At 49.9% G+C, this 13,679-nt stretch carries 15 protein-coding genes; 3 read left to right on the forward strand and 12 right to left on the reverse strand.

The window, feature by feature from the left end:
* The first annotated feature begins 1,058 nt into the window (after positions 1-1,058).
* Positions 1,059-1,328 (forward strand): hypothetical protein, encoded by a 270-nt coding sequence (locus QT397_02300; GenBank protein ID WNZ53992.1) that lies wholly within the window; start codon positions 1,059-1,061, stop codon positions 1,326-1,328.
* 350 nt (positions 1,329-1,678) lie between these two features.
* Here QT397_02300 and QT397_02305 read toward each other — a convergent pair whose 3' ends face one another.
* The gene (locus tag QT397_02305) at positions 1,679-2,449 is read right to left on the reverse strand and encodes a hypothetical protein (protein ID WNZ53993.1); all 771 of its coding nucleotides are present in this window, start codon (positions 2,447-2,449) and stop codon (positions 1,679-1,681) included.
* A 439-nt stretch (positions 2,450-2,888) separates the two neighbouring features.
* Between QT397_02305 and QT397_02310 the strand changes: the two genes are divergently transcribed.
* Positions 2,889-3,611, forward strand: a complete 723-nt coding sequence (locus tag QT397_02310) for a SprT-like domain-containing protein (GenBank protein WNZ53994.1) — start codon at positions 2,889-2,891, stop codon at positions 3,609-3,611.
* Positions 3,612-3,661: 50 nt separating this feature from the next.
* On the opposite strand, the gene QT397_02315 is transcribed toward QT397_02310, so the two are convergent.
* From QT397_02315 to QT397_02355, 9 genes are all read right to left on the reverse strand, one after another.
* On the reverse strand, positions 3,662-3,889 hold the full coding sequence (locus QT397_02315) for a hypothetical protein (GenBank protein ID WNZ53995.1): 228 nt from the start codon (positions 3,887-3,889) through the stop codon (positions 3,662-3,664).
* Positions 3,890-3,896: 7 nt separating this feature from the next.
* A complete protein-coding gene (locus QT397_02320; GenBank protein WNZ53996.1) occupies positions 3,897-4,496 on the reverse strand; it encodes a hypothetical protein in 600 nt (199 codons plus the stop codon).
* A 90-nt stretch (positions 4,497-4,586) separates the two neighbouring features.
* The gene (locus QT397_02325; GenBank protein WNZ53997.1) at positions 4,587-5,993 is read right to left on the reverse strand and encodes a DUF3560 domain-containing protein; all 1,407 of its coding nucleotides are present in this window, start codon (positions 5,991-5,993) and stop codon (positions 4,587-4,589) included.
* A 443-nt stretch (positions 5,994-6,436) separates the two neighbouring features.
* Positions 6,437-6,862 carry a hypothetical protein gene (locus tag QT397_02330; GenBank protein ID WNZ53998.1) on the reverse strand — a complete coding sequence of 142 codons (426 nt, stop codon included), beginning with the start codon at positions 6,860-6,862 and terminating at the stop codon, positions 6,437-6,439.
* An 85-nt stretch (positions 6,863-6,947) separates the two neighbouring features.
* Positions 6,948-7,337 carry a hypothetical protein gene (locus tag QT397_02335; GenBank protein ID WNZ53999.1) on the reverse strand — a complete coding sequence of 130 codons (390 nt, stop codon included), beginning with the start codon at positions 7,335-7,337 and terminating at the stop codon, positions 6,948-6,950.
* 861 nt (positions 7,338-8,198) lie between these two features.
* The gene (locus tag QT397_02340; GenBank protein WNZ54000.1) at positions 8,199-8,861 is read right to left on the reverse strand and encodes a hypothetical protein; all 663 of its coding nucleotides are present in this window, start codon (positions 8,859-8,861) and stop codon (positions 8,199-8,201) included.
* Positions 8,862-9,396: 535 nt separating this feature from the next.
* A complete protein-coding gene (locus QT397_02345) occupies positions 9,397-9,840 on the reverse strand; it encodes a helix-turn-helix transcriptional regulator (protein ID WNZ54001.1) in 444 nt (147 codons plus the stop codon).
* A gap of 177 nt (positions 9,841-10,017) precedes the next feature.
* Positions 10,018-10,449, reverse strand: a complete 432-nt coding sequence (locus QT397_02350; protein ID WNZ54002.1) for a hypothetical protein — start codon at positions 10,447-10,449, stop codon at positions 10,018-10,020.
* A gap of 231 nt (positions 10,450-10,680) precedes the next feature.
* A complete protein-coding gene (locus tag QT397_02355) occupies positions 10,681-11,064 on the reverse strand; it encodes a hypothetical protein (GenBank protein ID WNZ54003.1) in 384 nt (127 codons plus the stop codon).
* Positions 11,065-11,375: 311 nt separating this feature from the next.
* Here QT397_02355 and QT397_02360 point away from each other — a divergent pair, with 311 nt between their 5' ends.
* The gene (locus QT397_02360) at positions 11,376-12,170 is read left to right on the forward strand and encodes a glycoside hydrolase family 16 protein (protein ID WNZ54004.1); all 795 of its coding nucleotides are present in this window, start codon (positions 11,376-11,378) and stop codon (positions 12,168-12,170) included.
* A 108-nt stretch (positions 12,171-12,278) separates the two neighbouring features.
* Here the strand turns inward: QT397_02360 and QT397_02365 are convergent, their stop codons facing one another.
* Both QT397_02365 and QT397_02370 read right to left on the reverse strand, forming a co-directional pair.
* Positions 12,279-12,869, reverse strand: coding sequence for a hypothetical protein (locus QT397_02365; protein ID WNZ54005.1), 591 nt, complete (start codon positions 12,867-12,869; stop codon positions 12,279-12,281).
* Positions 12,866-13,378: a J domain-containing protein gene (locus QT397_02370; protein WNZ54006.1), complete on the reverse strand. Its 513-nt coding sequence runs from the start codon at positions 13,376-13,378 to the stop codon at positions 12,866-12,868. Before QT397_02370 ends, QT397_02365 begins: the two co-directional genes overlap by 4 nt.
* Positions 13,379-13,679 lie beyond the last annotated feature (301 nt).

Below are 13,679 nucleotides of genomic sequence, written 5' to 3' on the forward strand. Positions count from 1 at the left end.
ACTGAGTTCGGGCATCTCCCCACGGAAGTGCCATTGCTCGTTTACCCGCTGGTCACGCGGGTATCCCTGATGTTTAATATTTGGATAAAGGGTTTAGACACAGCTCGACTCATCGCATTCCATGTCGAAATGCGTTAAGTCTCACGCCATTCGAGACATGAGAGATCACTGCGGCTAAAATTAGAAGTTGTAGTTCTCCTTATGCGAGTGCCAAGTTTGCTTTGGTACTTGCTAGGCCCCGGTGGTTATAGGGTGGTACTTAATAACCGCCGGGGCCGCATAGCATCACAGCTATGTCAACAAGTAAAACGTGCATAACCTATTCCCTCAACTATTGCCAGCCCCATTTCGATCACAGTTCGGCGCAGGAATAGGCACAGCTACACTTCTGATTTATTTCAATTTTTATGTATCAAGGGAAACTGCGGGGTTTCAGTAGAATTTCCTTAAAAGTGTAGACTATAGTTTTCCACAACAAGTTTCCCGTACCCATCCTCTATTTTTGCGCAGCAAAAAAGCCGTTGAGCACGTTAGTGCGAATAAGCTCAATTCGTCGAGTTAGGCCGAACTCGTCGAATTTTCGCTAAGCGGGACCGCTTAGCCTATCTTGCCAACTTTCACTCTTAGAAACTCTTGGAAACACCTAGAAACACTTGGAAACTCTTGGAAAATCGTAGAAACAATTGGGATCTCGTGGAAACACATGGAAATTTCTTCACCAACTCGTGGAAACTCGTGGAAACACATGGAAACACGCGGAAATTGGGTAATTTCCACTCGGGTTGAAGAAATCTGCACGATTGCACACCCGAAAGCCTGAAAAGCTGTCAAGAGGTAATGCTCTTAAAGGGGTGAAATACATTTCAAGAGCAACGAATTTTCGCGGGCGTGTTTCAGAAGTGCTGAATGCTCTGCATTTGAAACTTGCGAAATATCAATTGCTCGCTTGACAGCTCGCAAGCTTTGGAGGCGGAAAAAAGAGAAGATTCGCGGAAATCGTTTCAGAGCGTATCGGCAATTTTTGCGCAAGCTTTTGGGGGCGCGGAGCATGTGTAAGCTTGCAAAGCTTGCGCGTGATCCGCGCCTCAAGGCGCTTTGCGATCTGCGAGTGCAACGAGCGATTGCACAGCGCCGCACCGCCCCGATCTGCAAAGTCGAGTGCGAGGCATCGTGTGCCCTGCAAGGGTGCCGATGCCGAGTGCTCGACTTTGCAGACGGTTGGCATAAACAATGAGCGCAGCGCCAATGCTGGAAGGCGAAGTGGGATCGGCAGATCACGCGCAGCCTGGAAGCGTTGGAGCAAGCCCAAAATCACTCGCGCTCTGTAAAGCGGTGCTAATTGATTTTTTGGAAATCTCGGAGTAGTATACCGGAGTGGAAGGGAGCTAAGCCCCCTTCCGTTTGCTGTTATTTAAAAGAGACTCGGAGTTCCAGTGTCCAGCTGTTCCGAGTCTTTTTTAATTTAAGCGCGATTGAAATGGGAAAGAACCTCATTTCATCACCTCCGGTTTAGGGGCAAGGCTGTTGCCTCAGTCGGGAAAGCCAATCTTACCCGATGCGCTGGCCGGATCAGCGCGGCTGCTTTTGCCCCTAAATCCCAATCATTTTATCAGATGCACCCTCAAGTTGCTATGTGCAATGCACCCATGGGTAAGTTGGTCCAGTGGTTTCGCGGTTGCTAAAATGCCCACTGAACATCTTGATTTTCGCAGCGTTTCAAAGCTTGTTCTTCATGTGCCAAGTGCTGCTCATGAATGCGGGTTTTGTCTAGTTTGTGGCTGTGAGTGAAGCGGTTGCCTTTCCAGTCTCGGGCCTTAACCGACCAAGAAAACTCATCGTCGTATCGTTCTGACAGATCCTCGACAACTTCAGCAAAACACTCCGCTTGGTGGGTTTCGATGAAATCAACATCCACCTCATGAATGAGCCCCTCATACTGAAGCACTGAGATTACACACTCAAACTGCCCCTCTTGCAAAACCTCTTCTGGCTCTTCGTCTTCCTCGTGGTAATCGCTTTCTTTCATGTAAAGCGGCCAGTCTTCGCGTAAGTCTGGCTCTTCCTCTTCCATGTAAGCCCAACCCACTTGCAATTTCTGCTCTTCTGTAAGGAATAGTTGCCCTGCTTGGATGCATTTGTTGCCTTCATAGACAGCAAGGTCAGAGCCGTAGACCCTCAAGATTTGCGCGTCTTCGTAAAGCTCTTCAAGCTTCTCAATTGCATCCTCAAAGTTTAAAGCATCCTCATGAACGGGGCGCACTTCACCTTCAATGAGGAGAAAAGCGATGTAGCGCTCGGTGAATGGCATCACGTCTTCATCCATGAACACATCAATGACAGACATATCTAAGCTAGGTAGCTGCGATGCATATTTTTGAGATGGCGTTTTGGCCTCAGCAGCAAAGCCAGCGACATAGGCGAAGAACTTGAAAAGATTACGAATGGTCATGGGGCTTACTCCCGCGTCTGTAGTGTCCGTCTCTCTTTCTCTGTCAAGAAAGCAGGTGAGCGGGAGCTAGTGAGGAGAGAGGCTGTCCACATTCTCCCGCAGCCCAAAGGCGAGGAAGATTGTGGTCAGGGGAGCGACGATCTAGCTCTCGTGAGGGCGAAGCCCTTGCAGCAGTCCCTCAAGGCTAGATGACAATGGAAGTGAAAAGCTGTGCTGCTTGCTGAAGGCTGGCATGTGGCCGGTGCGCCGGTCGCTTGCCAGCCGCAAGCCCAGGACAGACATGAGTGAGCTGGAATGCGGGCTCGATGTGGGCTCGGCAGAGCCCGCTGAGAGTTTGCAGGCCAGATCGCCCCGCATTCAACTCAACCTCCCCTGCCCTTGTTGACGAACAATCCTTGATTGAATATTTTGGATTGTGCAATCCAATTTCTGAGGCAGCATGACCACCCCGACACAAGAAGCCTATGAAGAGCTGCAAGACGCTTTCGACCATTACAACCGCGAGCTATTCAGCAACGAGCTGCCACCTTGCCTGATCACGCTGCAACGTGAAAAGCGCACTTACGGGTATTTCTCATCTAAGCGTTTCGTGAACCGCAGGGACGAGAAACACACTGATGAGATTGCCATGAACCCAGCTTACTTTGCTGTCATCTCGCTGCAGGAGATCTTGCAAACACTGGTCCACGAAATGGTTCATTCATGGCAATTTCATTTCGGCAAACCTGGGCGGCGCGGTTATCACAATCGAGAATGGGCAGATAAGATGGAGGCCGTTGGCCTGATGCCATCGAGCACCAGTGCTCCGGGCGGTGCACGCACCGGAGAAAAGATGGGCGATTATGCTCTAGAGGGTGGGCTGTTCTTGGCAGCAACAGAAAAGCTGCTGGCAAAGGGCTTTGGTATTTCCTGGTTAGACCGCATGCCTGTGGCTGTGAGTGAGACTGTCACGTCCACAACTGCAAGCGGGGCAGCTCTTGGGGCACCGCTTGGAGCTGGGGTTAGCAGCCTCATCCATGTGCCAGAAGACAAAAACCGCTCTAACCGGATCAAGTACCGCTGCCCGTCCTGTGCTTCTCAGGCATGGGGTAAGCCTAACTTGCGGCTGCTCTGTGGTGAGACGTCTTGCGATGCAGCCCCGCTTCTGCCGGTGGATGGATAAGCACTAGATGAAGCTTACCCAGTGCAGCAAAAAGCCCGCTTGATGCGGGCTTAGAAACTGACCTCAAGGGATACACACCAACTCTCGCGGCTCACGCTATAATGCATACTGACTTTCGGGCTGTTGTGATAGTAGTTCAAAAGACGCTGGCACCCGATTTGTGAGCAGTATCCCAGCAGTTTACGCTCCCGCTTCTCTAGCTCAACATATTCCCCTGCGGCCTTCGTCCAGTCTTGCTGCAGGCGCTTTCTCCGGCCTTCTGTCAAACTTGGTTTCATTTTCAAACTACCGTTCAATGCGGATGATCTTCGTATTCACCTTGGCCGCGCTAAATGTATCAGGGCCTAAGGTTTCCAGTGTTTCGGCCTCGTCATGCTGGAAGGTGATTGGAACAAGGGCAACAAGTGTTACCGGTCGGGCGTGGCCATTTGGACCTAGCAGCCCTAACGCTGCTTTGACGTGTTGGCGTACTTTGGAAAATGGCGGGTTCATGATGATCCGCGCATATTCTGCCTTGCCCTGCACCTCTTGCGCGTACTCTAAAAAGCAACGGTTCAAGATGCTCACACCGTCAAAGTTCAGCGAGGTTGCAAGCTTTATATGGCGTTCAATTGCAACCAGCTCGCATGGACTATGACCAGAGGCCAGAAGAGCTTTAATAAGAGCTCCGGTTCCTGCGCTTGGTTCCAAGGTCAAGTAGTCACCTACTGGGCCTAAATAGTCCACCATACGAGCGGCAACATCTGCCGGTGTGACATGGCATTCCGTTGCACTATCGACAATGACGGGAGCACTTAGAACAGGCTTCCTCACTTCAATTTCTGACAGTCTTTTAACGTCAATCATCATCGGTTTATCTGGTCGGCGGTAGACTGATTTTTTCATTTCACTTTGCCCTTGAGTTGTTTGGTTCTGTGTCGGCCTGGGGGATGAGATCACAGCATCGGTGCTGTGATCTCTGGCGGTGTAAGTGGCCTATGCGGCCTTTGCTTCCACGACCGGCACAAAGCTCTCAGGTACAGGATGAGCCTTGCTGTCTGTCAGGAAAACAGCAACCCAAGGGGCTTGGTAGCGAGGGCCTTTGTAGTTTGGATCTAAACAGATCTTGAAGCGAAACTTGCCGCAAACAGAAAGCCGCGTACCGCGCACCTCGGTGTGGATCTTGGCATATTCCGCCTTCGTCAGTTCGATCTGTTCAAAGGTGCTGATTTCGCCGGAATGATAGCGGCTGGGAGACTGCAGGCGCTTGGCTTTGAAGTTCAAAATTGATGGCTTGGCATCTTTCTTGACTGGCACCTCATAGCAAACATCTTTCATCAGCTCGCACCACTCGCTATCAGTCAGTTCAAGCGTGTCATGTGTCGCACCTTGCACAAACTGCAACGGCAACGGAGCTAGGCTTTTAAGCTCAAAGTTTCCGCTCTGTGTTTTGGTTGCTTTTGGCTTATCAGCTCCATGGGCGCGGGCGAAGGTCTGAAGCAGCGTTGCTGTGATCTCCCCCTCAAAACGATTGACGCCGCCAAGCATCTCGTTTTCATAGGCCAGCCGGTTGAGCAGATGATCAACCCAGCGGTGACGGTTAGTGTTTTCAAGTTGCCACTTGAATGCTGCTATACGCTCGTTGCGTAACTGCTGCAGAGTGATCTCACCCTCTTTGATGCGTCCGCGTGTCTCCCAAGCCGCTATAGATCCGGTCCGAATCCGGCCTATTTCAACGAGTCCTGAGATCCCATTTTCACTCGTCGTTTTCTCCCAGATCTTCAAAGCCAGTGCATAGTGATTGAGGTCGCTTTGATATTTGCGCAACTCTACAAAAAGCGCCTTGATGCGGTTTGCTCTTACTTTTGGGCTGTTCTTGAAGTTGGCGTGATGCTGCACGCTCACGGCCTTATAAAGATAGTGCCTTGCTGCCTTCTGGCTCTCAACGCCGCGCTTCAAGTTGCTATCCATGCGATCTTTGGTCTTCAAAGCCTTGCGCTCTGAGTGATGACCCGCAAGGATCGGCTGGCCGTCCTCAAACATTCGCGATAACTCATCAGCTGCAGAAAACAGCTCTCCCGCCTTGCGCTCTTTGTTCGCTGCGTAGCCCTCCAGTCGCTCGGCCTTTGCTGCTGCGCGTTCTGCAAGTGTGGTGCCTTCGGCTTCAATATCGCCAGCAATCGCAACGCAAAAATCTTCGCGCTCTGGCGTCCACGCTGGAGCAACAAAAAGTTTCTGTTTAGGTGCCCATTTGAAGCCGTAGGATTTCACGACTGCATAGGTTTCCTCGTCAAAACGTTCCTCAACATAGAGGCGGAGCTTGTTGTCCTCTGGACTGTAGGTCGCTTCTACGCCTTCAATCCGCTCAATCTCTGCCATGTGCTGTGAATGGGTCTTGGTCATTTTGTTGTCTCCGTCTCATTGAGTTCCGTTTCTATTTTCCTTGCCAAGCAAGCGGGTGAGCGGATGCAATCCAAAAAGACCTGTTTCCCCATCCTGGCCGAAGGGCAGGTTGTGGTAACTGCAGCTTTTTTGATGGCATCTGCGAGGGCGAAGCCCTTGCTGCAGATCTTCAGGCGAAATGACAAAGAGAGATGAAAGACTGGCGACTTGCTGAAGGCTGGCATGTGGCCGGTGCGCCGGTCGCTTGCCAGCCGTAAGCCCAATGCAAACATGGGTGTTCTGGGTTGCAAGATCTAAGTGGGATCAGCAGATCCCGCGCAGAGCTTGCGAACCAGGACGCTCCGTTTCTTGTAGCTTTGAAGGCCAATCGTTCTTGAAGGCTGGAGGGCACAAATGAAAAAAGGGAGCTTTCGCCCCCAGTCCTATCCATCAGGATGTTAGCACTAAAACAAATCAAACAAGTCTTTCTGGTGGGCAAGTAACTCATCAACGTAGTTGAGGATCGCAAAGCCATTATAGATATGATTGTGCTTCAAGCTGGCACACACGCAGTAATCGCCAATAGATCGGTATGGGGCGGCCTTATCATAAAAGACCTCTCCTTGGCGCAGTTCGCACACCGCCTCACGGTATCCGCTCAAATCACGTTTCAACTGAGTTAAAGCAGTGGCCTTGATCGCTCTAAGCTCATGTGTGCGCTTGGGCTCTGCACACTGGTCAATGCGTTCAATCTCACCTGCCAGATACCCGCGATAGCCTGAAGCAATCACGCAACGTTTAATCTGCTTTGGGTAAAGCGGTGTTCCGCCGGTGTGGTAATACCAAGGATGGCAAGGGCCATAGCCCATGCTTTCAAATGTTGCGGTCATGGCAAGAAGTGCCTTCGAAAAATGGAGGAGCAGAAGGCCGCTTGCTTACTATCAAGCCGCCGCGCTTAACTTTAGCCCTTGAGTATTAGAACTCAGATGAACCAAGCACCTCGCCGCTTTCGTTAAATGCGGTCCATGTGTTTCCGGCAACATCAAACGCTGAGTTTTTCATCTGCTCCAGTTCAAGCGCTGCACCTACCCAAGTTGGTTCTATGTCAGTGGGTTTTTGCTCTTCAAGAAAATCACCGTAAACATAGACGTTGGAGTTCTTTGGAACTGGGCCATAAAAGTTAGATGGTTCAGCCACATCGGTTTTATCTGTGACAATCAACTCTTGATCTGATTGTACAGCCCAAACTTTGTTGCAGTACGCAGTTTGCTCTGTTGGCCCGCTTACTTGTCCCAGCACCTTTCCAGACTTCTTGCAGATAAGCTGCGTATACAAAACATTGGTGGTTTCTCCGACTGCGATCATATCTATTTCTCCTTAGCCGCCTCACAAGAGGCCTGTTTCTATTTTTCTTGCCAAGCAAGCGGGTGAGCTGATGCAATCCAAAAAGACCTGTTTCCCCATCCTGACCGAAGGGCAGGTTGTGGTAACTGCAGCTTTTTTGATGGCATCTGCGAGGGCGAAGCCCTTGCTGCAGATCCTCAGACGAAATGACAGAGAAAGATGAATGATTGGCTTCTTGCTGAAGGCTGGCATGTGGCCGGTGTGCCGGTCGCTTGCCAGCCGTAAGCCTAGAACCAACATGAGTGAGCTGGTTTGAGAGATCGATGTGGGATCAGCCGATCCCGCTGAGATCTTGCAAGCCAGATCTCGCCATCTCAATAGAATGAGAACAGCTCCCCACCAAAGCGACTGTTTCAACTGCATTGGCAATGGTAATGATTGATACAGAAGGGGCGAGCCGCTACGTGTCACGACCTGCAATCATAAGTCCCGACCCACATTAAATGCGAACGGCAGAAGAGCGGACATAGCTGTCATTCGCCGTACACTTAGATCCGGCGAAGTCGTGCCAACTGCAGCCAGTAACAACATTCTATCAGGGATTGATTTGTGCGCTATTGACATGGTCTGACAGACGAAACTGAGTTTCAGTGTCGGAGAGTCTGTCTAGCCAAAGCTGATGCTCGGCGATTTATGTTAACGCGAGTGCCTTTAACTCCATTGGTTCTTTTAGGAGAGCCAAAGGAAAGGAACCATTGCGTTTGAATCCAATTGCTTCATAGGCCATTTACAGCTTCTTTTGGAATGATGTGCTGTGCTTCAAAGCCAAAAAGGCGGCCGCGGAAAATACTCATTGCCTCAACTCCAAATTAAATAAAAAAATCAAACAATACGGGCTTTAGAAAAGCGAAAATCAATTTTCGGATAAGCCTTCACAATAGCGTCATGCAGCTGTCCGCTCATAAAAATCTTGGAGCGTAGCAAAGGCTCAATCCAAAGGTCCGCACCTTGTAGCGCGTCTCCTGAAACTGCGATATCTCCGTCTTGAGGACCAATCGCAACACGCCATCTGTGAAACCCTGTTTCTGGATTTCGAGCGGTTGCTTTTACGCCATTGCTCTCTTCATGCAGGAAGCAATGTTTTTGTGAGCCCCAGTTGATAAAGTAAAACGGGCCAGGAAACTGCGTGGTCTTGTCAGCTTCATAGATGGGAAACTCAACCAGTTCTCCTCCACCCATATCAAAGCGCTTGAGGATCTCTGCAAACTCTCCTTTAGCGCAGTAGAAGCCACAGAGTGCAAAAATATCTTGGACCCGGCTCCACCGCTTCGTGTTGAACACATAAGCAGCCTCTAAAAACTCCTCACGTTTTAATTTCTCACCGCGTGCGCAGCGAATATAGTTATCAGCTTGATCCTCAGGTGTTGCGCCAAACTCAAACTTCGGAGGTGCCCAGTCGTGGCCGTAGTATTTTTCGCGGATGCCCGGTTTGTTGAAGAGGGAGATATTGCTTCCCACACCACTGACCCAAATTTCATCATTCATTAGATATCTCCAGAATTTATAATGCTTTCACAAGCCACTTAAGAAGCTGTGCTTTCTGCGGTGTGCCCGTCATCAAGGATAGCTGGACAAAACTAGTTCTCGAGTAATGGAGTACCTGACTCTGCTGCGTTTGACGTTCAACGGTTCCTACCCACCGCAGATTACCTACTTAAAGCTGTAGATCCACTCTTTTGATGACTTTGCACTCATGTAGTGAGCGGCTATTCTGGGTCACCTCAGGTATAAATTGGCTGTCTGCCGAGTGACCGCTATGGGCTCTTCGGTATGAAACTTTATTACTCAAAAAACAGTTGCCGGGAGAGCCTGCACTGCGACCAGTATGTAACTCTATTTTTTGATAGGTCACTCGTATCGGCAGTTTTCTGCTGATTGGAGTGTTCGTCAGTATGATAGTTTATTACTCTCCCACACCAAAGCAAACATGAAAGGCGCGTTAGCGCGCCTTACCGCTAATGACATAAGAAAGGAAGGAAGAATTTGGCGTGAGAGCTGGATAGCTAACAAGGCACTTCGGCTAAGGGCGGTCGCCACTCACGATAACGGCACTGTCGATCACATCCAGATTGTCTTCATAGGTCTGGAGAATGTCAGGAAAGTTGTCGATGAGAAACCCAATGGCTTTTCTGCGTGTTTCTTGTGTCAGGTAGATCCCAAGAGCAAAGGCACGAGCTTCAATGATCGGACTTAAGGTTTCGAACTTCTCTATCACCTCTTGGGCCGGTGGAAGGTATTTAGGGGCGTTCGGAACACCCATGATCCAAGCATGATTGACCTTAAAAAATTCAGCAAAATGCATCAGCAGATCAAACGGCGGTGTAAAGTCACCCCACTCATATTGGCTCAATCTGGAGACAGAGAAGCTAAACAGCTCACCCATCTGAGGTTGAGTGAGCTTGCGTTCTTCTCGAAGTTCTTTGATGCGGCGACCGATAACGTCTGCCCGTCTGCTCTCGATCAAAATCAACCTCTAACTGAGCTGCCATGCTGTGATGACGCTCAGCGGGCATTGCAAGACATGATAACAATTTTAAGTTGTTTATATGCAATATATGTTGTCTGCAACTATATGTAAGGCTGGCTTTTATCTTCTTTGGTCTACGGTTGAAAAATCATGCCGATTTTCAGAAGAAGACACCTATTGATGAGGATTTTTATCCAACACGCTTGGTTTCTTCAGCTTAGGGGTTTGAGGCCAATCTGGGGGCCGGTGGCCCGCTAAATAAGCTCTGGCAAGTCGAGAAACCATCTCTGTGACTTCAGTTCGGCCATTTTCCAAATTAGACATAGTTGAACGTATCGAGCCGCTGTCTTTGAACCCTAACAGCGGCCCGAACTGCTCAGCTGTAAAGAAAAAGCATTTTTTTCGCGCTTCTCTGATGAGCTCGCCGGTCATCGGCCTGTACTGTGCAGTCTTCTCATACTCCTCTAACGCGGTACGTAGCTCATGACGATCTGCCACCGTTGGGAGTATGGTTTCTATAACCTCTTTAATCTCAGATGGGGTGTAGCCAAGCTTTTTGCGGGTCACTCTGGCTGTTCGATCAATAATATCTGGGTCTATTTTCATGTGTTTGGATGCCAAAATCTCATCTCGAAAAATGTTTTGATATTTAAAACAATGTTCAATCTCATGTTGTAAATATCACAACAACAATCATAGCGCTATTTGTTGCTTACATAAGTCTCAGGATGTTCCGGTATAATGATGTTTGTAATGTTAGTGCCGCGTTGGAATAACAAAGTTTGTAATCTTCTCCGCAGCACTACAATCCAAGTTGCGTATAAGGATACGTCTCGGTCACTCTTCACCATCCTCATAAGTGACTACTCGCGCTGAAATCTTGCGTAGCTTTAGCTCTTCAACAAAGGCATTGCAGCCTGCCTCATAAACGCAGCTGGACTTGTAGGGCAGACCTAGAAGCAATGACACCTTCCAGCCTCCGCAAATCATAGCCTCTCCTACTCCCTTTACCTTCAAAAGGCGCACAAATGGGGCGTTGAGGTCATCAAACACGACATAAGCACCACCTTCAGAAAAGTAGTCGCCGTTTTCTTCGACAAAAACATTCGTTGCCTCCAAGGAAGCATCCCACGCAGCGTCCAGCGCTTCAGAAAATGAGATTACATCCTTGCGGCTCATCGTGTTCTGTTTGGTTGGAAAAGTTAAGATCGTTGCACTCATGTCCGGCTCTCCTGACCTGGTAAGTGAGCAGCCTCAATGTGAGGCCCGCCTTCACTTTCCTTGTCATTTGGAGCCGATCAGTTTGATCAAGGTCAGGGCGACCGAAGGGGACCGGCTGCACGAAGCGCAGCGTAGGAAGCTGGTCGCTCTGCCTGCTTGCAGGTCGCCTTGAACAAACTGAGCGGGGACTTAGTTATTGACTAACTGTGCTGCTTTACGCGGTCGTAACTCTGCCTCGTAAGATCCAATGCAGCAGTCATGCCCTCGCGCTACGATATCTCATCAATCATACAGATGCCGAGGATGAGATTATGGATGCCAGAAGTGACTTACTTGAAACCATTGATCCTGGACCTTGGATCACGAAGAATTTTGCTTTTGCCGATGGTCCGGACGTGGATCGTTCTGTCTGGACAAGCCCAATTTGGCACAAAGGATACAACCCCTCATTTCTAGGGCGAACGGCCCTGAGGAACCCAACAGATTTTACCGGTGAAATCGGTTGCACGCCTGTAAAGAATGGTCACGCTCAGCTCAGACTGAGTACGTTTGACCCGCGATCCCCTGACCATTCGGCATTGCTTGGCACCCAGATCAGTACAATCGAGAAATGGGGATTGAGCAGCTATGCAAAAGTGGCCTTCCATGCACGCGTTATATGCCCGACTTCGATGCCCAAAGGTGCTGTTGCCGCCTTGTTTGCCTATAACCTCCTCAATCAGAGCAAAGATCAGAGAGATGAAATAGATTTTGAGCTGATCTCAAAATACTGGAACAACCCTGCACCCCAGATCAACACGAATGTTTTTTATGACAGCGCTCAAGGTGCAGCTGAGCAAAACACCATTGCCCAAGTGTTCGGGAATCCTATCGATCTGCATATCATCTGGTCACCCAATGGCATCAACTGGCTAGTCAATGGAGTTACAGTTCGAAGATCCTCACAAGCTCCTCAATCCGACATGAGCCTTACTCTCAACTTCTGGGCTCCAAGTGCAACTGGCTGGACCTGGGCCTATGACGCCGATTTGCAGCCTTCAAACGCGCCTGGACAGACCTGGACGTTTCAAGTCGCTACTGCATCTGTCTCATACGTCACCTTATGAACGGAGTGAGTGCGATGTGGGATCTGGCAGATCCCGCTGAGCACCGGCCACTTGTTCAAATCGTTTCACAAGTTACAAGAAGGCGAGGGCTCCCCTCGCCTTCTCTTTTCAATCCTCATTGAGAAACGCGACAAGCTTTTCCATTTTATCAAGTGACAAGCTCCGGATCTCGATTTCGCAATATTCGCTATCTGCTCTGACCTCAATCGACCCGATGGCTTGAGGGTCAAACTTGCGTATGGCTTTTGTCAGCTTGTATCTGCCAAACGTGTTGACTTCAGCCTCCATGGGCGCAGCTCGCTTTATTGTCTCAGCAATCTTCCGTTTTTTGCGCTCGTGTTCTGCGACTTCGGCCAACGCTTTATAGGCTCGGGGTAGTGCAGGCGTGACGATATCGCGGTTGATTTGAGTAAGGACTTGCTGAGTTTGTGTTCTAAATCGTCCTGGCGCAAAGGTCCGCCGCAACTCAACATTCTCATCGGGCATGGCATGCGGTTTCAGGTCTCGCCAGTACTGGCTATCTCCCAAATCCTGACGCAAGTTGGCCGTCACAACTATCCGTCTTTTGCTTGAAAAAAACCTGATGACCAAAGCTCCCACCTGAGATTCAACGGTAACAAGGTGATCTTGGGAGAGGATCTTACCCTCTCCCTCGAAAAGCAGCTTGGCAACTGGCATTACTGTTTCAGAAAGCGTCACGCTGCAGCCTCAAGAGATGCATAACCAAAGTGCGTTTTGGATGGACGAACGCTGCCATGACGCTCGCGGATCTGGTCCATTGAATACCGGCCACGGCTGCTAGAACACCAAGCTGCAGGGCGGTAGTTCCACTTCTTCTTTTTGGATGCATACTTGAAACCGGCTGCTTTCAGGGCGTCTTTGTGTTGCTTGGTGTTACCGCTCACCCAGATCCACGAACCGCAAATTTCAATCTCCAAACCATCCAGATTGATAATCGCGTTCAATGCGGTGTTGAGTTCTTCTCCGTAGTTGCTGTTTGTAGCCTCTTCAGTTTCGGTGCTGGTGGCATTCTTAAGAGCATCATAAGCAGCGTTTACGAGCTTCATCATCTCATCACCTGCAGCGCTGGTGTCTGGGTTCAGATCTGGGTGGTACTTTTTGGCCGTTGCCTTATAAGCCGCTTTGATTTCGTCCTGGCTAGCACCTGAAGACAAGCCGAGGATTGAGAGGGCGTCTGAGATAATCATGTGTTTTGCTCCCGCTTGAGGTCCGTTTCTTTCTTCTTGTCGAAGACAGCGGGGGGAGCGGTGCAAGGATCGGAAGGCCGGAGGGGTATCACCCACTTGAGCGCATGAGCGCGAAAGCCGACCTGCAGCTGCAGGTCGAGTCCTGCACGCAGGTTTGCGGTGCCGGTCTGCCGGCACAAGCAAAGCTAAGGAAGGATGGGGAGACCGGCCTGGAGACCGCGAAGCGGCTTTAGTCCTTGCTCCAGCGATGGGGCGAAGCCCCTAAGCTGATTTCCAGATACAGAGTGAGTTCTGAAACTGC

The organism is Microbulbifer sp. MKSA007 (assembly GCA_032615215.1).
In the GTDB taxonomy this organism is placed as follows: domain Bacteria; phylum Pseudomonadota; class Gammaproteobacteria; order Pseudomonadales; family Cellvibrionaceae; genus Microbulbifer.